Annotated in this window: 25 protein-coding genes; 6 read left to right on the top strand and 19 right to left on the bottom strand. The window is 63.9% G+C overall.

The features are described 5' to 3' along the window. Window positions 1–69: 69 nt before the first annotated feature. The 8 genes from RHIZ70P_RS11670 to RHIZ70P_RS11635 all read right to left on the bottom strand — a co-directional run bounded on the left by RHIZ70P_RS11670 (window position 70) and on the right by RHIZ70P_RS11635 (window position 8,236). Window positions 70–984, bottom strand: coding sequence for a TIM barrel protein (locus tag RHIZ70P_RS11670; protein WP_115670470.1), 915 nt, complete (start codon window positions 982–984; stop codon window positions 70–72). Between the two features lie 48 nt (window positions 985–1,032). Beyond that, window positions 1,033–1,782, bottom strand: coding sequence for a glycerophosphodiester phosphodiesterase family protein (locus RHIZ70P_RS11665; protein WP_115670469.1), 750 nt, complete (start codon window positions 1,780–1,782; stop codon window positions 1,033–1,035). Window positions 1,783–1,819: 37 nt separating this feature from the next. Beyond that, window positions 1,820–2,701 carry an ABC transporter permease gene (locus RHIZ70P_RS11660; protein WP_115670468.1) on the bottom strand — a complete coding sequence of 294 codons (882 nt, stop codon included), beginning with the start codon at window positions 2,699–2,701 and terminating at the stop codon, window positions 1,820–1,822. 10 nt (window positions 2,702–2,711) lie between these two features. Next, window positions 2,712–3,638, bottom strand: coding sequence for an ABC transporter permease (locus RHIZ70P_RS11655; RefSeq protein WP_115670467.1), 927 nt, complete (start codon window positions 3,636–3,638; stop codon window positions 2,712–2,714). A gap of 10 nt (window positions 3,639–3,648) precedes the next feature. Then, window positions 3,649–4,635, bottom strand: a complete 987-nt coding sequence (locus RHIZ70P_RS11650; protein WP_181904001.1) for an ABC transporter ATP-binding protein — start codon at window positions 4,633–4,635, stop codon at window positions 3,649–3,651. Further along, on the bottom strand, window positions 4,636–5,634 hold the full coding sequence (locus RHIZ70P_RS11645; RefSeq protein ID WP_115670466.1) for an ABC transporter ATP-binding protein: 999 nt from the start codon (window positions 5,632–5,634) through the stop codon (window positions 4,636–4,638). It abuts the gene before it with no gap. Window positions 5,635–5,742: 108 nt separating this feature from the next. After that, a complete protein-coding gene (locus RHIZ70P_RS11640; RefSeq protein ID WP_115670465.1) occupies window positions 5,743–7,377 on the bottom strand; it encodes an ABC transporter substrate-binding protein in 1,635 nt (544 codons plus the stop codon). Window positions 7,378–7,513: 136 nt separating this feature from the next. Then, on the bottom strand, window positions 7,514–8,236 hold the full coding sequence (locus RHIZ70P_RS11635) for an HAD family hydrolase (RefSeq protein WP_115670464.1): 723 nt from the start codon (window positions 8,234–8,236) through the stop codon (window positions 7,514–7,516). A 179-nt stretch (window positions 8,237–8,415) separates the two neighbouring features. Here RHIZ70P_RS11635 and RHIZ70P_RS11630 point away from each other — a divergent pair, with 179 nt between their 5' ends. Then, window positions 8,416–9,366 carry a sugar-binding transcriptional regulator gene (locus RHIZ70P_RS11630; protein ID WP_115670463.1) on the top strand — a complete coding sequence of 317 codons (951 nt, stop codon included), beginning with the start codon at window positions 8,416–8,418 and terminating at the stop codon, window positions 9,364–9,366. 75 nt (window positions 9,367–9,441) lie between these two features. Further along, a complete protein-coding gene (gene recQ / locus RHIZ70P_RS11625) occupies window positions 9,442–11,301 on the top strand; it encodes a DNA helicase RecQ (protein WP_115670462.1) in 1,860 nt (619 codons plus the stop codon). Between the two features lie 68 nt (window positions 11,302–11,369). On the opposite strand, the gene RHIZ70P_RS11620 is transcribed toward recQ, so the two are convergent. The 4 genes from RHIZ70P_RS11620 to RHIZ70P_RS11605 form a co-directional block, all read right to left on the bottom strand. Continuing rightward, window positions 11,370–12,602: a pyridoxal phosphate-dependent aminotransferase gene (locus tag RHIZ70P_RS11620; protein WP_115670461.1), complete on the bottom strand. Its 1,233-nt coding sequence runs from the start codon at window positions 12,600–12,602 to the stop codon at window positions 11,370–11,372. A 62-nt stretch (window positions 12,603–12,664) separates the two neighbouring features. Next, window positions 12,665–14,086 (bottom strand): FAD-binding oxidoreductase, encoded by a 1,422-nt coding sequence (locus RHIZ70P_RS11615; protein WP_115670460.1) that lies wholly within the window; start codon window positions 14,084–14,086, stop codon window positions 12,665–12,667. A 9-nt stretch (window positions 14,087–14,095) separates the two neighbouring features. Next, on the bottom strand, window positions 14,096–15,496 hold the full coding sequence (locus RHIZ70P_RS11610) for a VOC family protein (RefSeq protein WP_115670459.1): 1,401 nt from the start codon (window positions 15,494–15,496) through the stop codon (window positions 14,096–14,098). A gap of 150 nt (window positions 15,497–15,646) precedes the next feature. Then, window positions 15,647–16,795: a glutaredoxin family protein gene (locus tag RHIZ70P_RS11605; RefSeq protein ID WP_115670458.1), complete on the bottom strand. Its 1,149-nt coding sequence runs from the start codon at window positions 16,793–16,795 to the stop codon at window positions 15,647–15,649. A 388-nt stretch (window positions 16,796–17,183) separates the two neighbouring features. Between RHIZ70P_RS11605 and RHIZ70P_RS11600 the strand changes: the two genes are divergently transcribed. Together RHIZ70P_RS11600 and RHIZ70P_RS11595 are read left to right on the top strand one after the other, a co-directional pair. Further along, the gene (locus RHIZ70P_RS11600; RefSeq protein ID WP_115670457.1) at window positions 17,184–18,488 is read left to right on the top strand and encodes an NAD(P)/FAD-dependent oxidoreductase; all 1,305 of its coding nucleotides are present in this window, start codon (window positions 17,184–17,186) and stop codon (window positions 18,486–18,488) included. Between the two features lie 12 nt (window positions 18,489–18,500). Next, window positions 18,501–18,854: a DUF5368 domain-containing protein gene (locus tag RHIZ70P_RS11595; RefSeq protein WP_115670456.1), complete on the top strand. Its 354-nt coding sequence runs from the start codon at window positions 18,501–18,503 to the stop codon at window positions 18,852–18,854. A gap of 128 nt (window positions 18,855–18,982) precedes the next feature. Here RHIZ70P_RS11595 and RHIZ70P_RS11590 read toward each other — a convergent pair whose 3' ends face one another. Together RHIZ70P_RS11590 and RHIZ70P_RS11585 are read right to left on the bottom strand one after the other, a co-directional pair. Next, window positions 18,983–19,594: a hypothetical protein gene (locus RHIZ70P_RS11590; RefSeq protein WP_115670455.1), complete on the bottom strand. Its 612-nt coding sequence runs from the start codon at window positions 19,592–19,594 to the stop codon at window positions 18,983–18,985. A 140-nt stretch (window positions 19,595–19,734) separates the two neighbouring features. Then, on the bottom strand, window positions 19,735–20,109 hold the full coding sequence (locus tag RHIZ70P_RS11585; protein WP_115670454.1) for a hypothetical protein: 375 nt from the start codon (window positions 20,107–20,109) through the stop codon (window positions 19,735–19,737). A gap of 559 nt (window positions 20,110–20,668) precedes the next feature. On the opposite strand from RHIZ70P_RS11585, the gene RHIZ70P_RS23000 reads away from it, so the two are divergent. Next, window positions 20,669–20,839, top strand: a complete 171-nt coding sequence (locus RHIZ70P_RS23000) for a hypothetical protein (protein WP_181904000.1) — start codon at window positions 20,669–20,671, stop codon at window positions 20,837–20,839. Window positions 20,840–21,012: 173 nt separating this feature from the next. Then, window positions 21,013–21,321 carry a hypothetical protein gene (locus tag RHIZ70P_RS11580; protein WP_115670453.1) on the top strand — a complete coding sequence of 103 codons (309 nt, stop codon included), beginning with the start codon at window positions 21,013–21,015 and terminating at the stop codon, window positions 21,319–21,321. Between the two features lie 131 nt (window positions 21,322–21,452). Here RHIZ70P_RS11580 and RHIZ70P_RS11575 read toward each other — a convergent pair whose 3' ends face one another. The 5 genes from RHIZ70P_RS11575 to RHIZ70P_RS11555 form a co-directional block, all read right to left on the bottom strand. Then, entirely contained in the window at window positions 21,453–21,833 is a 381-nt protein-coding gene (locus RHIZ70P_RS11575; RefSeq protein WP_115670452.1) for a DUF6481 family protein, read from the bottom strand. A gap of 123 nt (window positions 21,834–21,956) precedes the next feature. Next, window positions 21,957–22,178, bottom strand: a complete 222-nt coding sequence (locus RHIZ70P_RS11570; RefSeq protein ID WP_115670451.1) for a hypothetical protein — start codon at window positions 22,176–22,178, stop codon at window positions 21,957–21,959. A gap of 138 nt (window positions 22,179–22,316) precedes the next feature. Continuing rightward, window positions 22,317–22,541 (bottom strand): cold-shock protein, encoded by a 225-nt coding sequence (locus RHIZ70P_RS11565; protein ID WP_115670450.1) that lies wholly within the window; start codon window positions 22,539–22,541, stop codon window positions 22,317–22,319. Between the two features lie 263 nt (window positions 22,542–22,804). Then, the gene (locus RHIZ70P_RS11560; RefSeq protein WP_115670449.1) at window positions 22,805–23,557 is read right to left on the bottom strand and encodes a YoaK family protein; all 753 of its coding nucleotides are present in this window, start codon (window positions 23,555–23,557) and stop codon (window positions 22,805–22,807) included. 103 nt (window positions 23,558–23,660) lie between these two features. Continuing rightward, window positions 23,661–23,993, bottom strand: coding sequence for a helix-turn-helix domain-containing protein (locus RHIZ70P_RS11555; RefSeq protein WP_115670448.1), 333 nt, complete (start codon window positions 23,991–23,993; stop codon window positions 23,661–23,663). Between the last annotated feature and the right edge of the window lie 22 nt (window positions 23,994–24,015).

Below are 24,015 nucleotides of genomic sequence, written 5' to 3'. Positions count from 1 at the left end.
AATGTCCTGAAACGCGATTGGCCGCCGTGTTCTCCGCGGCGGCCATGCCTGTCTGCTCCGGCCGGACGATCACTCGGCGGCGATGGACTTCTGGCGATTGTTGAGCGCCATCAACTGGCGGGCCCGCTCTAGGCTTTCCGGCTGTTCGGCACGGTAGCGTGCGCCGATTTCCATCATTGCGACCGTGCCGGGCAGGAAATCGAGCTCGCTGAAGATGTCTTCCCAGTCGATGTCACCCCAGCCGAGCGGCATGTGCAGGTCGCCGATGCCCATCGCGGTGTTTTCCTGCAGGTGGAAGCCCTTGTAGAAGCCCTGGGGGCGGCCGAAGCTGTCATGCAGGTGCAGATGGCCGGCAACCGGCGCCATGGCGGCGATCTGTTCGCGGAAGTTCAGGCCGCGATAGGTCGATTCGATATAGGCATGGCTGAAGTCGATGAGCGCGACGACATTGGCGTGGTTGACCGCCTTGACCGTCTCGGCGACCTCGGCCGGCGTCTGGCGATACTGGCCGTGCTCGGTGGTGAAGATGTTTTCCAGCGCGATGCGCACGCCGTAGGGCCTGGCGAATTCGGCGAGCTCCAAGAGGGCTTCGCGCTCGCGCAGGTCGGCTGCGGCTCGGTCGAAGATTTGGTCGGCGCGCAGGCAGCCGCCGTGCTGGACGAGGATGCGGGCATCGATCCGGTCGCAGATCTCGACCAGCGCCTTCGCCGCGTCGATCTGGTAGCGGCAGGTGGCGGGGTCCATGAAGTTGGACGAGACGAGGCCGTGTACCGTGTAGCGGAAGTCGAATTGCTTGGTGAGGGCGACGAGGCGCTCGGCGCGATCCTTGATGATGCGGCCGCCGGCAATCAGGTCGAGGGTGGTGACACCCAGTTCGACGGTGTCGACGCCCATGTCGGCGAGCGCCCGAAGGTCGTCCCCGAGGCTTTGCATTTCGCCATTGTTCGAGGCGGCGTTGAAGCCGGTTGCGATGATGTTGCTCATGTTCTCACTCCTAGACTGGGATCGGGGGATTGGGGTTGGGTTAGGGTTTCAAGCGGCAGCGGAAATCTTGCCGCGCAGGTCAAGGGCGAGGTCGGGGCTGTCGGAGGTCAGGTGGCCGATGCCGCGCTCCAGCCATTTGCCGATCAGCGCCTCGTCGTTGAGCGTCCAGACGCAGAGGCGATGAAGCGGCAGCAGGCCAGTGATCAGGTCCCATTCGGCCTCCATCAGTTCGTGATGGATGGCGACGATCTCGACGAGACCTTCGACCTGCTTGATGAAGCTCTTCAGGCCGCCTTGCCTTTCGGCCCAGGCGGCGTTGACCGAGACGAGCCGGGCGATGTCCGGGGCGATGCGGCGGCATTCTTCGAGCACGGAGACGTCGAACGAGGTCAGGTAGCTGCGCCCGGCCAAGCCCTGGGCCGCAAGTTCAGCCGCGATCTTCTCGACGATGCCCGGATAGGGCGTGCCGGTCTCGTCGCTCTTGATCTCGACGTGCAGGGGCAGGCCGTCGGCCGCCGCCAGAACCGAAAGCACGTCGGACAGCGTCGGGATCGTTTCGTCGCTGTCCTTGAGCTTGACGTTCAGGCGCGCCTCGGGCGTCAGCGCCCGGACCGGGCCCTGGCCCTCGGTCGTGCGCTCGAGCGTCGCGTCGTGGATGACGAGGAGTTCGCCGGCATCGGTGAGGTGCACGTCGAATTCGACGGCATCGACGCCAAGCTCCAGCACGTTGCGGAAGCCTTGAAGCGAGTTCTCGGGCCAGAGATTGCGGGCGCCGCGATGGCCGGTGATCAGTGTCATGAGCTTGGTCCTGAAGGATCTGGGGTTGAGAAGGGGGTCAGCGCACGGTCGGGTCGAGCTTGTCGCGCAGCCAGTCGCCGACCAGCGAGATGGAAAGCGTCGTCAGCATGATGACGACGGCGGGCGCGAGCATGATCCACGGCGCACGCGTCAGGTATTCGCGGCCGAAGCCGACCATGTTGCCGAGGCTGGTTTCGGGCGGTTGGACGCCGAGGCCGAGGAAGGAAAGGCCGCTTTCCATCAGGATAATCTCGGGGAAGGTCAGCGTCATCGAGACGATCAGCGTTGAGGCGACATTGGGCAGGATGTGGCGGAAATAGACCCGAAGCGGCGTGGCGCCGAGCTGCACGACGGCCGAGGCATAGCCCTGGGCGCTGGCGGAAATGGCAAGGCCCCGGGCAATGCGCGCATAGCGCTCCCAGCCGTAGAAGCCCATCAGGCAGACGATCAGCAGCATGGACGAGCCGAAGAAGGCGAGAACGGCCAGCGACATGATGAGAAAGGGCAGGGCCGCCTGGAAATCGGCGAGCACCAGCACCAGGTGTTCGACCCAGCCGCGGAACTTGGCCGCGGCAAAGCCCAGCACCGTGCCGAACACCGCCGAGAGGATGGTGGCGCTGAAGGCAATGACGAGCGAGACGCGGATCGACTGGATCAGGCGGGCGAGCACGTCGCGGCCGAGTTCGTCCGTGCCGAGCCAGTGCTTTACGTTTCCGGGGGCGGCGAGGCGGTTGGTGAGGTCCATCGCGGTAATGCCGTAGGGACGCAGCAGGTCGGCGAAGATGGCGACGAGTACCATGGCGACAAGCCACAGGATGCCGAGCCCGATCGAGAGGGGAACGTTGCAGCGAAGGGTGGAGAAGACGCCGGTGCCGTGGCCGCTTCGCGGTTGCGCCTGTGCCATGTCTGTCGAGCTCATGACGTTTTCCTCAATGGGCGGTTTGGGCGCGAAGGCGCGGGTCGAGCCAGCCGTAGAGCAGGTCGACGATGAGATTGGAGATCACCATGGTCGCGGCGATCATCAACAGGATGCACTGGACGACCGCGAGATCGCGGTTGGCGACGGAAACAACCAGCAGGCGACCAATGCCCGGCCAGGAGAAGATCGATTCCACCACGACCGCGCCGGCGATCAGCGAGCCGACCATGAAGCCGACGATGGTGACGATCGGCACGGCGGCGTTCGGCAGCGCGTGTTGCCAGACCACGTCCGGCCATTTCAGCCCCTTGGCGGAGGCGGTGCGGATATAGGGCTGGCCCATCACCTCGATCATGGCGCTGCGCGAGAAGCGGGCGAGGATGCCGATCCCGCCAATGCTCATGGTGATCGTCGGCAGCAGGCCGTGCATCCAGGTGTCCTGTCCGCCGGAGGGAAGGAGACCAAGGCTCACGGAAAAGATCAGCACCAACAGCAGGCCCATGACGAAGGATGGAATGGTGAAGCCGAGGATGGAGAGCATGATCACGCCACGGTCGATGATGCTCTGGCGGTGAAGCGCGGCATAGACCCCGGCCGGGATGCCGATCAGCAGTTTCAGCACGAGCGCCGGAAGGGTCAGCTGCAGGGTGGCGGGAATGCGTTCCAGCACCAGTTGCAGGGCGGACGCCTTGTCGCGCATCGACACGCCGAAATCGCCGCTGAAGATCGACTGGATGTAGGCGAGGTACTGGATCCACAAGGGCTGGTCGAGGCCCCAGGCCTTGCGGAAGGCGTCGACCGCATCCTGCGGCACGTCGGGGCCGAGCATGACCTGGGCGGGATCGCCGGACATGCGCAGGACGACGAAGGCGAAGGTGACGACGGCCAGGATGGTGACGAAGGCGCGCAGCAGACGGATGAAGACGAAGCGGATCATGGTCGTCTCCTCAAGCGGCGATCGGCGCGTCTGCGCCTTCGACCAGGTGGCAGGCGGCCGTTCGCTGGACGCCGATGGTGCGCAGCGCCGGCACGGTGGTGCGGCAGATGTCTGTTGCCAGCGGACAGCGCGGATGGAAGGCGCAGCCGGACGGCCGGTTGGCCGGGTTCGGCGGTTCGCCCTGGAGGATCGTTCGGCCGGTGAGCGGCTTGCCGGGAACCGGCACGCTGGAGACGAGCGCCTGGGTATAGGGATGCTTCGGCGAGGCGAAGATTACGTCGGAGGAGGCTTCCTCGACGATCCGGCCGAGATACATGACGGCGACGCGGTCGGCTATGTTGCGCACCACCTTCAGGTCGTGGCTGATGAAGACCATGGCGATGCCGTTTGCCTCCTGGAGATCGCGCAGCATGTTGACCACCTGCGCCTGGATCGAGACGTCGAGCGCCGAGACGGGTTCATCGCAGACGATCAGTTTTGGCCGCGAGGCGAGCGCCCGGGCGATGACGGCACGCTGGCGCTGGCCGCCGGACAGTTCGTGCGGGTAGCGGTCGGCCTGGTCGTGCCGAAGGCCGACATCCATCATCAGCGCCTCGACGCGGGCAGCGCGTGCCTCCCTCGGCAGGAGGTCGTGGATGTCGAGCGGCTCGCCGATCTGGGCGGCGATGGTGAGGCGCCGATCGAGGGCCGCCAGCGGATCCTGGTAGACGAGTTGCATCTTCGCCCTGAGCGCCCGCCATTCCGCCGTGCCGAATTCCGGCATGGGCTTACCTTCGAAGGTAACCGTTCCGGACTGTGCCGGATCGATGCCCAGCAGCATACGGCCGAGGGTCGATTTGCCGGAACCGGATTCACCGACGATGCCGAGCGTCTCGCCCGGCATGACCTCGAGCGAGACGCCGTCGACGGCGCGCACGGGCGTTGCCTTGCCGAACAGGCCGCGCCGCAACTGGTAGACGCGGGTGAGGCCATCGGCCTTGATCAGGGGCGCGGCCACTTAAACGTCCTCCAGCATCATCTGCCGTGCGGGCGCGGAGCGGGCCGCTGCGACCGGGTTGAAACATGCGAGCCGTCGACCGTCGTCCTGGTGCTCCAGCGCCGGGCGCTGCCAGCCGCAGGCGTCCTCCGCATGGGCGCAGCGGGGCGCGAACGCACAGCCGGCGGACAGGTGTTTCGGGTTGGGCACGGTTCCGGGAATGGGGATCAGGCGGTTGCGCGGGCCATCTATGCGCGGAATCGCGTCGAACAGGCCGCGGGTATAGGGATGGCGCGGTTCGGAGAACAGCTGTTCGATGGAGCCCTGCTCGACGATCCGTCCGGCATACATGACGCAGACACGGTCGCAGACCTGGGAGACGGCGCCGAGATCATGGCTGATGAAGACGGTCGCCATGCCGGTCTCGGCGCGAAGCTGGATGAGAAGGTCTAGGATCTGCGCCTGGATCGTCGCGTCGAGCGCCGTGGTCGGTTCGTCGGCGATCAGAAGGTCCGGCTGTCCGGCAAGCGCCATGGCGATCATCAGTCGCTGGCACTGGCCGCCGGAAAACTCGTGCGAGTAGAGATCGAAGCGCCGGCGGGCATCGGGAATGCCGACCATGTCCATCAGCCTCAGGGCCTCGGCCTTGGCGGCCTCGCCCGACAGCCCGCGATGGAGCGTCAGAGCCTCGGTGATCTGCCGGCCGATGCGAAGCACGGGGTTGAGCGAACTCGACGGGTCCTGGAAGATCATGGCGATGCGGCCGCCCCGTACGCCTTCGAGCACGCTGCGCGACCCGCCGCAGATTTCCCGGCCGTCGACCTTGACCGAACCGGTGACGCTGGCCTTGCCCGGGAGAAGGCCGAGGGCGGCGAGCCAGGTGACCGACTTGCCGCAACCCGATTCGCCGACCAGTCCCAGCGCCTCGCCGGGGCCGACGGTCAGATCGATGCCGTGCAGGACCGTAACGCCGTCGAAGGCGACTTTCAGGTCGCGAAGTTCCACGAAATGGGGGTTCATTGCAGTCACCTTCTTCAAGGCCAGTGGCGGCCGGGTCTTGGCCTGCCGCTGCGGTTGCTGGAAGGGGAGATCCGGCGGCTTAGGCGCCGCCGGATCGAACCGGAACGGTCACATCGTCCAGTTGTTGGAGCGGAAGTCCATGGCGAAGGCGGGGGCCGCCTTCCACTTCAGCGAGGACTTCATGCCGGTGAACACGGCGTTCTGGTGCAGGACCTGGTAGGCCGGGTCTTCGCGCTCGCAGATTTCCAGCATGCGGGCATAGGCCTTCTTGCGCAGCGCGCGGTCGGTCGAGGTTTCCAGCACCACCGAGAGTTCGTTCATCTCGGCATTGGTCCAGTCCTTCTTCTGCTGCATCTCGCCGTTCGGGCCGAACTGCGTGACCATCGGGGTAACCGGGTCGTTGATGTTGGCCGAGGCCGACCAGTCGCGTACGCCCTTGACGCCTTCCGGATCGTGGATCTGCGCCCAGTTTTCCTTCATCTGGATCTCGACGTTGAGGCCGACCTGCTTCCACATCTCGACCATGATCTGACCATTGGCGGTCTGGTTGGTGTAGTAATTGTTGAGCAGGCGGAAGGGGATGGCGTCGCCCTTGTAGCCGGCCTGCTTCAACAGGTCCTGGGCGAGTTGCGGATTGTATTCCGGCACCTGCCAGCCGTCGATGAACATGTCGGTCGTCTTGAAGATGTCGAACTGAAGGCCGGCCGGAATGACCGTCTGGCCGCCCCACAAGGCGTCAACGATCGCCTGGCGGTCGATCGCATGGGTCATGGCGCGACGCACCAGCGGATCGGCAAGCACGGGGTTCTGGGTGTTGAACACGGAGACGCGGTGGTTGAGGATGGTCGAGCCCTGAACCTCGAAGCCCGAGGCGGCCTGAACCGTGGCGATCTGATCCGGCGGCAGGTCGCAGGCGAAATCGTATTCGCCAGACAGCAAGCCGTTGACGCGGGATGCCACTTCCGGAACCTCGACGAAGCGGATTTCCTCGAGCGGCGGACGGCCGCCCCAGTATTCGTCGAAGGCGACCAGCGTCAGCGACACGTCCGGCTTGTATTCGCCGACCTGGTAAGGGCCGGTGGTAACCGGCTTGCGGGCCCAGTCGGTATAGGAGCCGGCTTCGTCCCAGGCGCGGCGGTTGGCGATCTGGCTGCCATAGGCATAGAGACGGCCCTCAAGTGTGACGTCCGGGGTCGCGTTGTGGAAGCGCACGGTGTACTTGTCGACGGCTTCGACGCCGGCGAGCGCCGGCCAGAGGCGGCGACCGATGCCGGGAACGGCGGCCGGCAATTCCTTGACGGTCGTGGGCTTGTGGTCGGCCTCGAAGATCGTCTTGCCGCCCTTCGGTTCGGTGTTGCCGAACACGCGCTCCTTGGAGAAGGAGAAGACGACGTCATCGGCCGTCAGCTCGTCGCCATTGTGGAATCTGACGCCCTGGCGAAGCTTGAGCTCCAGCGTCTTGTCATCGATGCGCTTCCACTCGGTGGCAAGGCCTGCGACCGGACCCTGATTGCCCATCCAGTCGCGGTTGATCAGGCCTTCCCAGAGATTGGGGAAGAAGACGCGCTCGCCGACGTTCGACTGCTCGTTCCAGACGCAGAGCGTGTTGTTGTTGGTGATCTTCTGCACGGCGATCGTCACCGAGGGGCGCTTGCCCTGGGCAAAGGTCATGCGCGGCAGGATCAGGCTGCCGGCGGTCGCGCCGAACAGTCCAAGCGTGTGACGGCGGGTGATGGGAAGCATCGGAATACTCCTTTTCGCAAGAGAGAGACAGCAGGGGTAGCGGAAGCGGTTTCTTGCGCCAGCCCGGTGTCGGTTTGTTAATGGCCCCATGAATTTTTAGTGATATTTCCGCCGCGGAGACCGCGACGGACAACGGTCAGGCAGGCACCTCGAGCGCCGCAGGTTCGCGAGCGGGCACGCGACAAGGTGATTCGGAAAGAAGCGTGTCGAATGCGCCTGCAAGCTCATCGGCACCGATTGCCACCAAGGAGGCACCGGCGCCGACCAACACGGATTGTCGGTCGTCGCGCGGATCGGCCGGGTCGATGAAGCCGATCGCCCGCATTCCGGCGGCCACCGCGCCGGCAATGCCGTGGGGACTGTCATCGACCACGATGCAATGGGCCGGATCTACGCCGAGACTGTTTGCACAGAGCAGGAAGAGATCCGGTGCGGGCTTCGGTCGCGCGACCATCTCGGCGCTGAAGATATGACCCCCGAACGCATTCCAGAGATCGAAGAGGCCGAGGCTGTTCTTCAGGCGCTCCAGGGTGCTGTTTGAAGCGACACACTTGCGATGCGGCAGGGAGCGGATGAGCTGCGGCATGCCTTGCATGGGCGAAAGCGAGCGGGCGAACTCGTCATAGAGATTGGACCGCGACTCGGCAAAGACCGCTGCCACGTCGTCCAGGCCGAACTCCTCCCGGCAGATGCGCATCGCATCGGTCTCGGAATAGCCGGTGAAGCGGCGGTGCACCTCGTCCGGGGTGATCTCCACCCCGGCCTTTTGCAGGGCGCGGCAGAACACGCGGCTCGATGCCGGCTCGCTGTCGATCAGCACGCCATCGCAATCGAAGATAAGCAGTTCCGTCGTGGTCAAGGCGCAGTCCGTTCCTGTTGCGGCGGAGGGGGGATGAACGGAGGGTCCAGTTCTCGCCTTCGCATGGCTTGCTGGTCGCGCGGCTTTCGGAAACAATTGCCTTCAGGCCTGCGATCATCTATGCGGCGTCTTATGTTACATATGTTACGCCGATGTGACATTTGTTCTGGAGGTGGATTTTGGAAAGCCAGGAACTGATGGTGCGGGCTTCGTGGCTCTATCATGTCGAGGGATTGACCCAGGCGCAGATCGGCGAGCGGATGAACCTCACCCGCAGGCGGATCAACGAGTTGCTGGCTGCCGCCCTCGAGCAGGGCGTGGTGCGGATCAGTTTCAGTTCGCCGCTTGCCGAGAACGTCGAACTGGAAGCGCGGCTCTGCAGCCGGTTCGGTCTTCATGACACGGTGGTCGCGCCGGCTCCGGCCGATCCGGCCCATATGCATGCGGTGATCGGCCGCGCATCGGCGTCGTTCCTCGATCGGCTCATCCAGGTACGCAAGCCGCGTTCGATCGGTGTCGGCTGGGGCGCCACGCTGCACGAAACGGTCAGGCAGATGACCGGTGCAAACGAGCCGGCGATGCGGGTGCGCTCGTTGATGGGCGGGCTGACGCGCGGTTCGGAGATCAACACATTCGAGATCGTCAGGAGCTTCGCCAAGGTGCTGAATGCCAAGTGCCACTATTTCGCGGCGCCGATCTATGCCGGAAGCGAGGAGGCGCATGCCGTGATCACGGCCCAGCCGGTGTTCCAGGAGTTCCTGCGTGACGGCTCGAATGTCGAGGTGTCCTTCCTCAGTGTCGGCGATGTGACGGGCCATTCGCTGCAGGTGCGCTACGGCCTGCCGCCGCAGACCGATATCGGCGAGCTCGTGGCCTTGGGGGCCGTCGGGGATCTTCTCGGACGCTATCTCGACGCCGAGGGCAATCCGGTCGACCACCCGCTCAACCGCCAGGTCATATCGCCCGAGCTTGACGCGTATCGCGGCATCCCGAGCCGCATCCTGGCCTCCGGCGGCCCGCACAAACACGCAATTCTGTTGGCAACGCTGAGGGCGGGACTGGCAACCGCGATCGTGACCGACTCCGAGAGCGCAAGGATGCTGCTGGGGGCTTCCGACGCGAGCAGGTGAGGGTGGTTACTTCCCGGCACTCGCGACCGGGCGGCAGCTATGGCATAGTGCGGCGCATTTCATGAGAGCGATTCCATGCCGCAGGCCAAAAGCAGTTTCGATCCCCTGTTCGACAGGCAAGGCACGGGGAATCCGCTCGAAGTGCTGAAGCAGGTCTACGGCTATCCGGCCTTTCGCGGCAGGCAGGCAGAGGTGGTCGAGCGGGTCGTGTCCGGCGGCGACGCCGTCGTCCTTTTCCCGACCGGGGCCGGCAAGTCACTGTGCTTTCAGATTCCGGCGCTCTGCCGCGCGGGCGTCGGCATCGTCGTATCCCCGCTGATCGCGCTGATGCGCGACCAGGTGGAGGCGCTGAAGCAACTCGGCGTGCGGGCGGCCGCGCTCAACTCCTCGCTGTCGCGCGACGAGTATGTCGAGGTGCGCCGGGCGATCGCCGAAGGTTCCCTCGACCTGCTCTATGTCACGCCGGAGCGGATCGTCACGCCCGGCTTCAGGGAGATGGTCGCAGAGGCGAGAATCGCTCTCTTCGCCATCGACGAGGCGCATTGCGTATCGCAATGGGGACATGATTTCCGCCCCGAATATCGCGAACTCGGGCGACTGGCCGAGGACTATCCGGGGGTGCCGCGGATCGCGCTCACCGCAACGGCCGATCCGCATACGCGCGAAGACATCATCGACAGGCTGGCGCTCCGCTCGGCCGAGGTCTTTACCACGTCGTTCGACCGGCCGAACATCGCCTATGAGATCGTCGAGCGCGATCAGCCGCGCCAGCAATTGCTGCGCTTCCTGTCGCGACACACGGGATCGAGCGGCATCGTCTACTGCCTGTCGCGCGCCAAGGTGGAGGACACGGCGGAATGGCTGAACACACAAGGGGTCCGGGCGCTTGCCTATCACGCCGGCATGGACCGGAATGTGCGGGACGCCAACCAGGACGCCTTCCTGAAGGAGGAGGATCTCTGCCTGGTCGCCACCGTCGCCTTCGGCATGGGTATCGACAAGCCGAACGTGCGCTATGTCGCCCATCTCGACCTGCCGGGCTCGGTTGAGGCCTATTACCAGGAGACGGGCCGGGCCGGACGCGACGGGCTGCCATCCGAGGTGTGGATGGCCTATGGCATGGCCGACGTCATCCAGCGCGGCCGGATGATCGACGAAGGCGGCTCGGAGGACGGGGTCAAGCGGGTCGAGCGTGCCAAGCTCAATGCGCTTCTGGCGATCTGCGAGACGCCGGGCTGCCGGCGGCAGGCGATTCTGGCGCATTTCGGCGAGGCGCATGCGGGCGGGTGCGGCAATTGCGATACCTGCCTGAAACCCGTCGAAACCTGGGACGGAACGGAGGCGGCGATCAAGGCGCTGGCGGCGATCTACCGGACCGGCGAGCGCTTCGGCACCGGCCATCTGGTCGACGTCCTGACCGGCACGGAGAACGAGAAGACGATCCGCTTTGGTCATGTCGATATGCCGGTGTTCGGGGCGGGCAAGGATATGCCCGCGAAAACCTGGCAATCGGTCTATCGCCAACTGCTGGCGGCGGGCCTGGTCAGCGTCGACCATACGGCCTTCGGTGCGCTGAAGCTCGAGCCGGAGGCGCGCGCCGTGTTCAAGCGCGAGCGCGAGGTGCGTTTCCGCAAGGATAGGCCGACCAAGGGCAATGCCTCAAAGGGGGCCTCGTCCGCATCGACGGAGGCGCGCTCCTCGCTGCACAGCGACGATGTGGCGCTTTTCGAGGCATTGCGCGCCCGCCGCATGGCACTCGCCAAGGAGCTTTCGGTGCCGCCCTATGTGGTGTTCCCCGATACGACGCTCGTCGCCTTCGCCCGCGAGCGGCCGATGGATCGCGAGGCGCTGCTCGATATATCCGGTGTCGGGCAATCCAAGCTGGAGCGCTACGGGGAGGCGTTCCTCGAGGTCATCCGCGCCCATAGCGATTGAGTTTTCTCCGCCGAGAAGAGACGGTTCCGACCATCCCAGAGGACGCTCGGAACCGGAAACTCGTGGCCTCAAACCAGCTTGGCGCAGGCGTCGGCGATGCGGGTGAGCGCTTCCTTGAGTTCGGATTCGGCGCTCGCATAGGAGATACGGAAGAAGGGCGACAGGCCGAAGGCCGAGCCGGGCACCACCGCGACATTGGCGTCTTCCAGCAGATAGGCGCAGAAGTCCGTATCGGTCTCCAGGCGCTTGCCGGACGGCGTGCTCTTGCCCAGCACGCCGGCACAGCCCGAAAACGTATAGAAGGCGCCTTCGGGCACGCGGCAATCCAGTCCCTCGATGGCATTGAGGCCGGCGACCACCAGATCGCGGCGGCGCTGGAAGCTCGCCTTGCGCTCGACGAGGAAGTCCTGCGGGCCGTTGAGTGCCGCAACCGAAGCCGCCTGGCTGATCGACGACGGGCAGGAGGTCGCCTGGCTCTGGACCACTGCCATGGCCTTGATGAGCTCGCGCGGGCCGCCGGCATAGCCGATGCGCCAGCCGGTCATGGCATAGGCCTTGGAAACGCCGTTGACGGTCAGGATGCGGTTCTTCAGGCGCGGCTCAAGGGCGGCCGGCGTGACGAATTCGAAGCCGTCATAGACGATGTGCTCGTACATGTCGTCGACCAGCAGCCAGACATGCGGGTGCTTCATGAGAACGTCGAGCAGCGGGCGATAGTCCTCGGCACGGTAGCCGGCGCCCGAGGGGTTGGACGGCGAGTTGAGGATGACCCAGCGCGTCTTCGGCGCGATTGCGGCCTCGAGCTGTGCCGCCTGCAGGCGGAAGCCCGCCTCGGCGTTGCAGGCGATCAGGACCGGCGTCGCCTCGGCGATCTGGACGATGTCGGAATAGGAGGTCCAGTAGGGCGTCGGAATGATGACTTCGTCGCCCGGATCAAGCGTCGCCATCATCGCATTGAACAGGATCTGCTTGGCGCCGGTCGCCACGGTGATCTCGTCGAGCGCGTAATCGACGCCATTTTCGCGGCTGAACTTGTCGCGGATGGCGGCCTTGAGCTCCGGCGTGCCGTCGAGCGCCGTGTATTTGGTCTGGCCGGCCTGCATGGCTTTCCAGGCAGCTTCCTTGATGTGGTCCGGAGTGTCGAAATCCGGCTCGCCGGCGCCGAGGATGATGACCGGACGGCCTTCGCGCTTCAGCGCTTGAGCCTTGGCGCCGATCTTCAGGATTTCCGAGACGCCGATCGACGAGATGCGCTTCGCCGGGTGGAAAACCACATCCTCGGGCTTACTGTTGATGTTCATGTCCTTCCTCTCCATTTATCTCCAGGCTCTCCGCTGCGGGAGCCGCGATCTGACTTCTCGCCTCAGCCGAAACGGACCGCGCCGAGCGGCCCCGGCGACGTGATCGCCTTCAGGCCGGCCGCCAGCTGTTTGATCGTCTCGCCGGTATAGAGGTCATAATAGCTTTGGTTCTTGCGGCCGATTGCGTGCTCGGCGCTGAAGCTGCCGGCGAAATCCCTGACCGCGATGTCGAAAACCCAGTCGCGCAGGCGTTTCTCGAAGGCCTTGTCTGTGGCCGCCGTGCCGTCCTTCGGGACAACCAGATTGAAGTGCACGCCGCCGTCGCCGATATGGCCGAAGTCGCAGATCGTCACCTCCGGGAAGGCGGCTGGCATGTCGCGCTTCATGCTGTCGCAGAAGGCCATGATGTCGCCGCGTCGGAAGGACAGGTCGAAGGCGATGAGCTTGCCGGAATGCTTGACTCCTTCCGAAAGTGCGTGGCGCAGGGCCCACATCTCGTGGGCCGGGCCGACGAAGGCATCGGCAAGCGGCGCCGCCTCGCTTTCCCAGATTTCGGCGAGCACGGTTTCCAGCACCGCATCGAGCCCCTGTTCGCCCTCGCGCGGCTCCCAGGTCCGCGAGATCTCGCAAAGGATGACGTAGTCGGGAACCTGTCCGCCCTGGAAGGGATTGCGCAGCGACGGAACGTGATCGAGCGCCGCCGTGACCGCGTTTCTCGACATGCCCTCGAAGGCGGAGAGATAGGCGCCCAATTTCTGTTCCATGGCGCGCAGCAGCGGCATGACATGGGCGCCGCTCGCCGGAACCAGATAGGCGGTGGCCACCTGCTTGGGCAGGGCCTCGAGGTTCAGGACGCATTCGGTGATGATGCCGAAGGCGCCGGAGGTGCCGATGAAGACCTGCTTCCAGTCGATGCCGGTATTGTTCTTGCGCAGGTCCGAGGCGAGGTCGAGGACCGTGCCCTCTTCGTCGGCCAGCACCACCTTGATGCCGAGCGTGTTGCGGCGCACGTCGCCGTATTTGAGGAAGCGCGAACCGCCGGTATTGGTCGACAGCATGCCGCCGAGACGAGGATCGGCGCCGAGATCGATCGGGAAGAACAGGCCATGGCTCTCAAGCCGCTGGTTCACCTCCGACAGCCGGAAGCCGGCGTCGACATGCAGAGAGCGGTTGTCGAGATCGAGATCGAAACGGCGGTTCATGCGGTCGAGGCTGAGCACGACCTGTCCGCCGGTCGCATCCGGCGTCGAGCCGGAGACGAGACCGGTATTGCCGGACTGCGGAACGATCGAAAGCCCGTGTCGGACGCAATAGGCAACGGCGGCGGAGACTTCCTCCGTCGTCGCCGGCCGCAGGACGAGACCCGCCAGACCTTCGTCATAGCGGGCGCCCGTCTGATAGGCGACCATGGCGCCGGGCTCCTGAACGATGCCCTTGTCGCCGAGGATGTCCTTGAGTGCCCGAATGTGCGTCTGGTCGATCATCGTCGCGTCTTACTCAGCTGCCTCGATGGCCGTCAGCATCTGGCGGCAATCGGCGATCGATGCCTGCTCGATGCCGGCATAGTGGTCGAATTCGTTCAGCACCTTGGCGCCCAGGTCAAGTTCGAAACGCTGCTGGTTGGGGCTTGCCACGAATTCCTGGGTTGCGTCGTCCCCGAGGTTGGACTGGAAAATACCGGCGGCGCTGACCGGCAGGAAGTCCTCGTAGACGATCGGATCGAACTGGACGAGGTCTTCGGCGATCAGCGCGTCGAGGCTGGCATCCGTGTCGGCTTTTGCCTTGCGGCCCTTCTCCGTCAGCGAGTAGGCGAAATAGCCGAGTCCTTCGGCGCGGATCGCTTCCCAGGTGTCGGGGAAGGGGGTGAAGGCCTCGGCCAAGGCCTTTTCATATTCCGCCGCATTCGAACCGTCGGCGGCCGGGCGAACCAAATGGCGCGACGCATTGAGCAGTTCGTCATAGAGGGCGCGGCCCTTCGGCGTGAGCGCAATGCCGCGCTGTTCGATCTCGCCGAAGCGGGCGGTGTGCGAGCCTTCCTTCCACGTGCCGTCCTTGTCCTCGAACAGGACGGGTTCGTTGAGCGCCTTGAACGAGGTCTGGCGCAGCAGGATCGGGCATTTGCGGGTCGGCGGGCCTTCGACGACGGCCTTCGGCGCGATGCCGTAGTCGGGCATCCGGGCCTGGACGAGATCGATGTCGAGGGTGCGCGGCGTCAGGTGGTTGATGTGCGGACCCTTGAAGGAGACGACGTCGGCGATCAGGCGGTGGGCCGCATGCAGGCGTGCATACATGTCGGGGCTGACCAGGGCCTTGTCGTGCCAGCGGAAGGTTTCGAGCGCTTCGGTGACGAAGCGCAAGGCGTCGGCGCGGTCGAGGCCGCCCTGCTGCTCGGCTTTTTCGATGAGCTCCACTGCGCCGGGGGTGAAGATCTGGCGCCTGGCCAGCGTTGCTTCGGCCTCGGCGCGCAGGGCCTCGTCGGCGATCAGGTCGAGGCGCAGCAGCGAGGTGAAGACACGGAACGGATTCTTCTTCAGGCTGGCTTCGCCGACCGGGCGGAAGGCGGTCGAATGGACCGGCACGCCGGCGGTCGAGAGATCGTAATAGCCGACCGGAACCATACCCATGACGGCAAACAGGCGACGCATCATGGCCAGTTCGGCGGGCGTGCCGAGACGAATCGCGCCATGGCGTTCCTCGGTGATGCGGTCAAGGGAATCGGTGTCTTCCAGGCGCTCGCGCAGCTTCGGGTCGGCGCTGAGCGTTTCTGCGTTCACCTTGGCCACCAGGTCCATCAGCGTGCCGTAGGCCGGAACCTCGGTGCGGTACATGGCGGACATGGCGGCGGAAAACATCGAGCGGATGTCGTCGCTCGGGACAAAACGGGTCTTGGTCATCGGAGGCATCCCAGATTACGGACATGAGAATCAATCTGGGAGGCAGCTTATAATATGCTGCAGCGCCGAAGGATGCTGACGTTTGTCAATGAGTTCATGCGCTCAGCGAATGACCTGCTGCGAGATGATCGAGAAAAGGCAGGCTGCCGCTCAAGGCAGAAGCATCCAGATCCCCAACCCCAAAAGCAACACGCCGCCGACGGCCCGGCTCCCGGCCGCATAGCGCGTGTCGATCACCTTTTGAACGGCGAAGGCGGCGAGGCCGAAGATGATGAGATCATCCAGCATGAAGAAGGCCACATAGAGCCCGATATAGCCGTAGTACTGGAGGGCCGGTAGGTCGAGCAGGCTGAGGATATGGGTATAAATGGCCGGCAGGGCGGCCGAGCAGACGAATTCGATGGCGTTGACCGTCAGTGCCAGTCCGGCGACCATGACCAGGCTCGCGACGCCCACGGGTGCGGCAACCAGCGCGCGGGCGCGCTCGAGGGTGCGCTGGTGCCGAGCGGCGTCGCCGACCTCGCACACGATAATGCCCCGGGTGATCGCGAGCTGGTAGAGATGGTCGAGGCCGAAGCCGATGGCGACGAGCGCGATGACTTGGGTTAGCACTCTCGTATAGCCGATGAACAGGAAGGTGTTCAGCCAGGCCGTCATGAAGAGGAAATAGAGCAATCCCGAAGAAAGGACGAAGGTGCCGACGAGCCACCAGATCTTGCGGCGATCCTGCAGCCCGGCGATCAGCGAGATCAGGTAGAGCAGGACCCACATGGCGCACGGATTGAAGCCGTCGGAAAGGCCCATCAGCGCGGTGAGCGCCAGAAGCGAATAGCGGGAAGGATCGATCTCTCCGATCAGGGGGATGTGAACCCGTGACGGATCGGCCGCCAGTCCTTCCGCCGAAGGATTGCCGGCCCGGCAGGACAGGAGCGCCTGTCCGGTCGTCTCCGCGCTTTCATAACCCATGAGGTAGTTCGAGCCGCAAACGAACAGGGGAACACCCAACCGATCCTCGGCAATGCCATGCTGTTTGGCAACCTCCAGCAACAGCCTTTCGCCGCTGGCTGTCGAGACGTCATGCAACTCGTATCGGACGGTTTGCTGGGACTTGAGGAATTCTATGGCGTCATGGCAGTGCGGGCACTCCGGATGGAAGAAGACCTGGAGCGGCGCTGCATCCGGGCCGCCCTGCGCCGTGGGAGGCGTGTCCGCCGGAAAGAGGAATTGCAGCAGCAGGAAGGCGGTCGCAAGCATGACGGCGAGGACGACGCGGAACCGGACGGGATCGAGGAAGGTCATCAGCTCCACTCTTGAAGTTCAAGCCGATCGCCGACCGGCTGGTCATGCAATCTGCAGGCGTCGCAGCGTTGAGGCGTATCTTGTCACTATCACAACAAGCGCCCTGCCGAGCGAATCTTACCGCCTCTGCTCGTGAAGCGAAACATTTTGCTAGGCGAGGTTATGCCGCAGATCCGCAGGCGCGCCGCCCGGACAACCAATATTGAGCCAAATCAAGGACGAAGCCCACCGGCTGATACATATGGAAGATAGGATGTGGTGCATGGCTTCTGAATTGGCCTCGCATGAGGGATTCCGTCGTCGCTGCCATGTGCTCGGGAAGCAGGAAACGAGAGCCTGCGTGACCACAGATGCGTCCGTCGATGATACGGAACAGGGAGGGGATCCGATGAGGACCAATCGCAGACAATTCCTCGGCCTCGCGGCCGCCGGGGCGACGCTTGCCGCCGCCCCGCTTTCCAGCGCTTCGGCCGCCCGGACGAAGACCTTGGCGCGAATCGTGATCCTGGGAGCCGGTGCCGCCGGCACGGCGCTGGCCAATCGGCTGTCACAACGGTTTGACGGTGCCAAGATCACCATCATCGACGGCCGCAAGCAGCATCTCTACCAGCCAGGCTTCACCCTGATTGCGGCAGGTCTGAAGTCGGCTAACTATTCGGTCTCCAGCACGGGCGAGTGGCTGCCGCGCAATATCGAATGGATTGAGGAGGCCGCCGCCGAGATCGATCCGGAGGCAAAGCAGGTCGTGACCGCAAGCGGCAAGGCGGTTCCTTACGACTTCCTGTTCGTGGCCACCGGGCTTCGCCTCGACTATGGCGCGATCGAGGGCATGTCGCTCGACCTGATCGGCAAGGACGGCATCGGTTCGGTCTATGCCGGCCCCGACTATGCCGCCAGGACCTGGGAGGAAATGAGCCGCTTTACGGACAAGGGCGGGGTGGCGCTGTTTTCCCGTCCGGCAACCGAGATGAAATGCGCCGGCGCGCCGCTCAAGTATGCCTTCCTGACCGACGACTATGCGGTTCAGAAGGGCACGCGCAGCAAGTCGAAGATGATCTATGCGGCGCAGAACAAGACCTTCTTCTCCGTGCCGATCGTCAGCGAGAAGGTGCGCATGCTGTTCGAGGAACGCGGCATCGAGCCGGTCTACGACCACGTCATGACCAGAATCGACCCGGGCCGCAAGATCGCCACCTTCAAGACACCGGAAGGTGACAAGGAGATCGGCTATGATTTCACCAACGTGATCCCGCCGATGCGCGCACCCGAGGTGGTGATGAACAGTCCTTTGCCGTGGAAGGAAGGTATCTGGGTCGATCAGGGCTGGGTCGAAGTCGACAAGCACACGCTGCGGCATGCGCGCTATCCGGATGTCTTTGCCGTCGGCGACATTGCCGGCGTGCCGAAGGGCAAGACGGCTGCCAGCGTCAAGTGGCAGGTGCCGGTCGCGGTCGAGCAATTGGCGGCGCAGATCGAGGGCAAGGAAAGCACTGCCCGCTACGACGGCTACACGTCCTGCCCGCTGATCACCCGCGTCGGCAAGGCCATGCTGGTCGAGTTCGACTACAACAACAATCTGACACCGTCCTTCCCCGGCATCATCGCGCCGCTCGAGGAATTGTGGATTTCCTGGCTGATGAAGGAGATCGCCTTGAAGCCGACCTACAATGCCATGCTGCGCGGCCGCGCTTAAAAGGAGGATGCCATGAAGGACATGACTTTTGGCACGATGATCGCGGTGTTCGAGGAGATCTTCGGCCGCACGCTGTTCTGGATGATGGTCGCCGTCGCAGCGCTTGTCACGCTGGCCTATCTCTATGTTCTGATCCGCGACCGCCGGGTGTCGTGGAAGAAATTCCTCTGGGCGCAGCTATCGATGCCGTTCGGTGCCGTTGCGGCTGTCATCTTCGTCCAGACGATCACCCGCTCCGGCCTGCGCGATATCGGTGGGCCCGTCGACGTGATCGTGCTGTTCGGCGTTGCGGCGATGGGGGCAGTCGGGATCGCCATCCTCGTCTATACGGCGCAATCGCTTTTAAGGCCGCCCGCCGAACGCTGAAGAGGGGCGTTCCGCGCCCCTGGGTCGCGGACAGGTGCAAGGATATTCGGGCAGATCCGCCCAGTGAACAGGGTTTGGGGGCCACGGCGGCAATGATCGCCGCGGCCCCCAGTCATTGAGGGTGGCGATCAACGATCCGCGATTGCGGCCATCAGCGGCATGGCCAGTGTCGCCAAAGCCGCGGCGCAGGCAAAGAAGACCCCATAGCCGAGGAAATGTGCCACCTGCCTGGCGACCACACCGCCGGCCATGCTGACCAGTGCGTCCATGCACTGGAACAGGGTGAAATCGACCCCGGCCTGGCGCGGATCGGACCAACGCATGAACTGTGCATAGAGTGCGACAAAGCCGAGGGCCAGAACGGCGGAAGAACTGCCGATCGCGAGGATCATGAGAAGGGACGCCGGAAACGGGCCCATCGTCGCTGCCGCTGCAAAACATATCAGGCAGACGGACTGGAGCGCGAGTGCCAGACCGAAGCCGACGAACAGGCTGCCGAATCCATTGACGAGGCCGATCGTCGACAGGTCCAGGCCGGCATCCACCAGGAAGGGCCCGATCATGCCGAGAGCTATTTTCTGAGCGGTGACGTAGACCGCCGCCACGAGCAGGCCACGTCTCAGGCTCGACCGTCTCAGCGCGGCGGCGAGCGAGGGGATGTGGGGACGCGTCTCTTCCGGCAGGCGATGGGCAATGCCAAGCAGGAAGGGCAGGCCGAGCAGGAAGAGAAGGCCGGCCATGGCGATGCTTGCTGCCTATGCGCAAATGAGTCAAGTCTGAACATGAGTATATGAGTCTTGAATTCAGTCGCGGGGCAAGGCCGCCTCGGCTAGGACGAGCGGCGGAAACCGGCGGCGTCAGCGGCGGCAGGGGGGAGTTGTCAGGGTGCGTCAGTCGGGGCGTGCGCAACCAGCCAGATTTCAAGGGCGGCTACGACCGAGAGGCGCAGGCTGGCGTTTTCAGCCAGGGCTCGAGCGAGCGACGGGTCGGCCGCCTCGAAGCCGATTTCGACCATCACGTCGGCGGGGGAAAGGCTGCGCATTGCCATGATGGCCCGGATGCGGGCAATGGCGGACGGCAGTAGGTAGCGTCCGCTGGCGATCGGCGGCGTGCCGAGCAACGGATACCGAGGGTCGCCCACCAGGCCATTCGCCTGCCGCAGCCAGGCGAGAAAGCCGACCCGTTCCTCGGCCGTCGCCTTCGTCCAGGAGTTCTGCAGTTTCTCCAGGCGTGTGCGCTTCTGCTTGCTGGGCATGTCGGATTCCGGCTCTGCGTGTTCGCCTTCATCTATCCTATCGTCGTAGCCGGCGCCACCGGGCGAAGGCCACAGGCACCGGCAAGCCGACAGGCAAACCTGTGCGGCAGGCGCGATCCTTCGGTTCCGTACGGGTCGGAGCAGATGGCGGGTCATGGGTTGGCGAAGGAAGTGGAGCGGTCACGTTGTTTCGTGGCAGCGGGTGAGACGTCAATCAGCCTGCCCGGCCCTGTCCTATAGATGACAGCAGCCGCGCTCCAGTGCGGCTTGTGACAGAGATCGGGCACAATTGAAACAGTTGAGATTGCCGTGCGCGCAGAAGACCGGCGCTGCAGAGCCCGCAGGCCGGCTTGCGGTTGCAGCCAGCTTCCGTGGCGACGGGGCTTGGAGGCGCCGTCGGAGCGAAGCAAGAATCGAGTGTCGAAAGTCACCCGACCCGACGGTCTCCGTGACGCGCGGTGACGGGTGGATAGCTTGTCCGAATAGCGGAATGATCCACAACCGCATGCGCCCCGTAGTGCTTGGTTGATGTGAAAATGGGTAGCAAGCGAGGACTGCAATGCGTGATGCAGAGAAGGACAAACGGAACGATAGCGATGCTGGCGATGTCAACAAGCTGCAGTCCGAACTCCTCGTCGAGCTCAGCAAGGCTTCCGTTCCCGGCAGGATCGACCAGTTGGCAAGGAAGCTGCAGGAACAGCTCGACAGAGGTGGTAAGAAGAGGGACTGAGGTCCAGCGGCGGCGGTCAGCCGCCTTGTCTATTACTCGAGATGGAAAAACACGTCTGGCGGGCTATCGGTCGATGGCCGAAGCCGGGAACATTTTCTTGTGTTTCCGCCAATCTATGGCTCAATGAGAAGCCCGAAGACATCACGTCTTCGGCTTCTTCGGGAGATTTCGACATGGATGCGATTCTACCCATTATCCTACAAGTCATAGCGGGCATCATCGGCGGTCAGGCCGTGGGTGCGGCCTTCAAGCAGGCGGCGATGAGCCAACTGCCGAAGATCATCAGCGGCGCGCTCGGCGGCGTCGCGGGCGGCACGCTGCTCGGCAGCCTGCTGGGCGGCGCCACAGGGGCCGATCCGGCCGCCGGCGGGGCTGCCGGAGGCATGCTCGGTGGATTGCTGGGCGACGCTATCGGCGGGGCGGCCGGCGGTGCCGTACTGACCGGACTCGTCGGTGCCGTGATGAAAGCGATGGCCAAGTAATCTCAGGCTGTCACGGCACGCAGTGCGAGGGCAAAGGCTGATGCGGCAGGAGGCAGGGTCGTGCATCCTGCCCGAGCGGGCGTTGTGTACCCTGCGTCATTCCGGCAATCGCAAAGGACCGCCGACGCCTATCAACCCTGTCGTGCTTTTCGGTTGGCATAGCGCTGATCGCGCTTGGCCTTGCGGGCGGCTTCGTCCTCGATGACCCGGCTGATGCGGGAGGTCTCGGCTTCCAGGCGTGCCTCTGCTTCGGCGCGGGTTGCGGCGTCGGCCGCTTCGGCTTCAGCCTTTGCTGCGGCCAGCTGCCTGTCCCGTTCCTCAGCCTTGGCGCGTTCTCGCTCGGCGCGGCGTTCTTCGCGGGCGGTTGCCACCGCCAGGCGTTCCGCCTGCTTGGCCTCGATATGCGGCGCGGCCGCTTCTTTCGCTGCGCGATAATTGTCGAGAAGGATTTTCTTCGCGTCGGCTGTTGCCTTGCGGCGGTCGGACAGGCCGTTGTCTCTCGTGTTCTTCAAAGTTCCACTTTCGGATTGGATCGTTTTCGGGTTTGTGTCGATCGCGCTCGGTCGTACCTTTCGGCACCATATGCTGTCCGCGCGCGGTTTTTCTCGGGGCGGAGCGGCTTGCCGCTCGTGCCTTCAGTCCTTGGCCGGATAGGCCGGGGTCATGCTGTCGGGCGTTGTCGTGCCGCCGGCTTCCTTCGCCATCCGCAGGGCGCGCAGGCGCATCGTCTTTTCATCGCGTTCCTGAACGACGGCGTCGTTCTCGGAGATGATCCGGTTTCTCGCCAGAAACTGCGATTGCGTCTTGCCGAAGGCGGCTTCGGCCTGAATGCGGGCCTTGCTCTGTGTCTCTGTCATGGCAGTGATCCTCGATGGTATGGTGGCGGTACCGGTTTCCGGCCAAAAAAAAGCCAGGCAAAATGCCTGACCTTTCATTGTTCCCGCGCCCTCCTTGGTGCCAGTACATCCGTGGTCACCCGAGAGCACAAAGATCGATCAGGCAGCCTGAAGCTGACCGGCGGACATCTTGCCCGACTTGTTGTCGCGTTCCATCTCGTAGCCGATCTTCTGGCCTTCGACGATTTCGCGCATGCCGGCGCGTTCGACAGCGGAGATGTGGACGAACACGTCCGGACCGCCGTTGTCAGGCTGAATGAAGCCGAAGCCCTTGGTGGAATTGAACCATTTAACTGTGCCAGTGGTCATGACGAACCCTTTCATAGCAATATTGAGTGCCCGCCGTGCGATTGCACGGGCGGCTGGTTAGCTCGATCTTTTTTGAAGGGAAGTTCGTCGAGGCACTGCGTCAGGGTGCGAAAACAAAAGTCAAACAAGCAAATATCGACAAGCACAAAATAGGTGATCCCGCCGCCAATGTCAACTTTTAGTTTCGATTTGTGCCGAATCCATCATTTTCAGTTGAATCCGCGGGCTGATACTGGGCGGCCTGGCTTCATTGCTTCCAATGGCGATGGCCGTTCGCCTCAGCCGTTCCGGGCGCGGTAACGCTTGATGTCGGCGGCGAGCGGGAAGGATGCGAAGAGGCCGAGCGGCAGGGCAAAAAGGGCTGCGACCGGAAGGCCGAAACGGCTGAACAAAAGCGCGCCGGCAATGCCACCGGAGAAGAACAGGCCGATCAGCGAAAGAAGCAGGGCGAGTTTTCCGCGGTCGGCGATGACGGGAGCCAATTCGGGTCGCTTGGGGTCGTTGCGATAGAAGAGCTTGCCGATCTCGATGCCGGCATCGGTCACCAGGCCGGTGACATGGGTGGTGCGGATACGGGCGCCCGACAGCTTGGTGATGATGGCGTTCTGCAGGCCCATGATGAAGCACAGGAGGCTGATCGTCAGCAAGATGGTGGAGAAAGAGCCCGACGTGAGGAAAAACCCCGACAAGCCGAATATCAGCAACAGCAGCGCCTCCACGCCGAGCGGCAGGGCATATTCGGATTCGAGCGCGCGGCGGCGAGCCCAGTTGATCAGGATCGCCGAACTGGCCGCGCCGAAGATGAAGGACGCCAGAGAGGAAACGCCGACGATCACCAGGGAGCGATTGCCGAGCACCATGTTGTCGGCGATGGCCGATACGATGCCGGACATGTGCGAGGTGTATTGCTGAACGGCCATGAAGCCGCCGGCATTCACCGCGCCGGCGACGAAGGTCAGGTAGAAGGCGAGGTGGCGGTCGCTGTCTTCGTTGCGCTCGCGGGCGGCAAGACCACCCAGATAATATCTCATGCTGTTTCCCAAAGGCTCCCGGCGGCTGGCCGGAGAGAAAAAGCAATCCTCGTTCCGAATCGTAAACAGCCCTCAAACATGGTGACAGGATAGCATGAAAGGGTCATGGTCTTCGACTCTTGGGCCGCAGATTGTCGCTCATCGGGCGTTCGGCAAGCGCCATGCCCAGACCTTCGATTTCGACGAAAATGGCGCCGCCCTGTTCCAAGGCGTGGAGCAATTGGGCAGCGGTTGCGCGATGCAGTTCATGCCGGGCGCCTTCATAGTCGCGGATCGTGCTGCGCGACACTTGCGAATGCTCGGCAAGGTCCGCCTGCGTCCAATCGAGCATGCCGCGGGCAGCGCGGCAGAGTGCCGGCGTAAGAATTGGTGACGGCGTGCCTTGACCCATGAATTTATAATGACCATATTGGTTGATATAGACAATATATAGCACTTTTCTTCTGACATTTCCAGCG

The organism is Paenirhizobium selenitireducens ATCC BAA-1503, from assembly GCF_900492185.1.
GTDB classification, from domain to species: Bacteria; Pseudomonadota; Alphaproteobacteria; order Rhizobiales; family Rhizobiaceae; genus Allorhizobium; species Allorhizobium selenitireducens_A.
The sequence above is the reverse complement of the archived record's forward strand: the minus strand, read 5'-3'. Positions and strand labels throughout refer to the sequence as shown.

Excerpts from the sequence above, each read along its gene's own strand:
- RHIZ70P_RS11670 (WP_115670470.1), bottom strand. The coding sequence starts at position 984 with ATGAGCAACATCATCGCAACCGGCTTCAACGCCGCCTCGAACAATGGC.
- RHIZ70P_RS11665 (WP_115670469.1), bottom strand. The coding sequence starts at position 1,782 with ATGACACTGATCACCGGCCATCGCGGCGCCCGCAATCTCTGGCCCGAG.
- RHIZ70P_RS11660 (WP_115670468.1), bottom strand. The coding sequence starts at position 2,701 with ATGAGCTCGACAGACATGGCACAGGCGCAACCGCGAAGCGGCCACGGC.
- RHIZ70P_RS11655 (WP_115670467.1), bottom strand. The coding sequence starts at position 3,638 with ATGATCCGCTTCGTCTTCATCCGTCTGCTGCGCGCCTTCGTCACCATC.
- RHIZ70P_RS11645 (WP_115670466.1), bottom strand. The coding sequence starts at position 5,634 with ATGAACCCCCATTTCGTGGAACTTCGCGACCTGAAAGTCGCCTTCGAC.
- RHIZ70P_RS11640 (WP_115670465.1), bottom strand. The coding sequence starts at position 7,377 with ATGCTTCCCATCACCCGCCGTCACACGCTTGGACTGTTCGGCGCGACC.
- recQ (WP_115670462.1), top strand. The coding sequence starts at position 9,442 with ATGCCGCAGGCCAAAAGCAGTTTCGATCCCCTGTTCGACAGGCAAGGC.
- RHIZ70P_RS11620 (WP_115670461.1), bottom strand. The coding sequence starts at position 12,602 with ATGAACATCAACAGTAAGCCCGAGGATGTGGTTTTCCACCCGGCGAAG.
- RHIZ70P_RS11615 (WP_115670460.1), bottom strand. The coding sequence starts at position 14,086 with ATGATCGACCAGACGCACATTCGGGCACTCAAGGACATCCTCGGCGAC.
- RHIZ70P_RS11610 (WP_115670459.1), bottom strand. The coding sequence starts at position 15,496 with ATGACCAAGACCCGTTTTGTCCCGAGCGACGACATCCGCTCGATGTTT.
- RHIZ70P_RS11605 (WP_115670458.1), bottom strand. The coding sequence starts at position 16,795 with ATGACCTTCCTCGATCCCGTCCGGTTCCGCGTCGTCCTCGCCGTCATG.
- RHIZ70P_RS11600 (WP_115670457.1), top strand. The coding sequence starts at position 17,184 with ATGAGGACCAATCGCAGACAATTCCTCGGCCTCGCGGCCGCCGGGGCG.
- RHIZ70P_RS11595 (WP_115670456.1), top strand. The coding sequence starts at position 18,501 with ATGAAGGACATGACTTTTGGCACGATGATCGCGGTGTTCGAGGAGATC.
- RHIZ70P_RS11590 (WP_115670455.1), bottom strand. The coding sequence starts at position 19,594 with ATGGCCGGCCTTCTCTTCCTGCTCGGCCTGCCCTTCCTGCTTGGCATT.
- RHIZ70P_RS11585 (WP_115670454.1), bottom strand. The coding sequence starts at position 20,109 with ATGCCCAGCAAGCAGAAGCGCACACGCCTGGAGAAACTGCAGAACTCC.
- RHIZ70P_RS23000 (WP_181904000.1), top strand. The coding sequence starts at position 20,669 with ATGCGTGATGCAGAGAAGGACAAACGGAACGATAGCGATGCTGGCGAT.
- RHIZ70P_RS11580 (WP_115670453.1), top strand. The coding sequence starts at position 21,013 with ATGGATGCGATTCTACCCATTATCCTACAAGTCATAGCGGGCATCATC.
- RHIZ70P_RS11570 (WP_115670451.1), bottom strand. The coding sequence starts at position 22,178 with ATGACAGAGACACAGAGCAAGGCCCGCATTCAGGCCGAAGCCGCCTTC.
- RHIZ70P_RS11565 (WP_115670450.1), bottom strand. The coding sequence starts at position 22,541 with ATGAAAGGGTTCGTCATGACCACTGGCACAGTTAAATGGTTCAATTCC.
- RHIZ70P_RS11560 (WP_115670449.1), bottom strand. The coding sequence starts at position 23,557 with ATGAGATATTATCTGGGTGGTCTTGCCGCCCGCGAGCGCAACGAAGAC.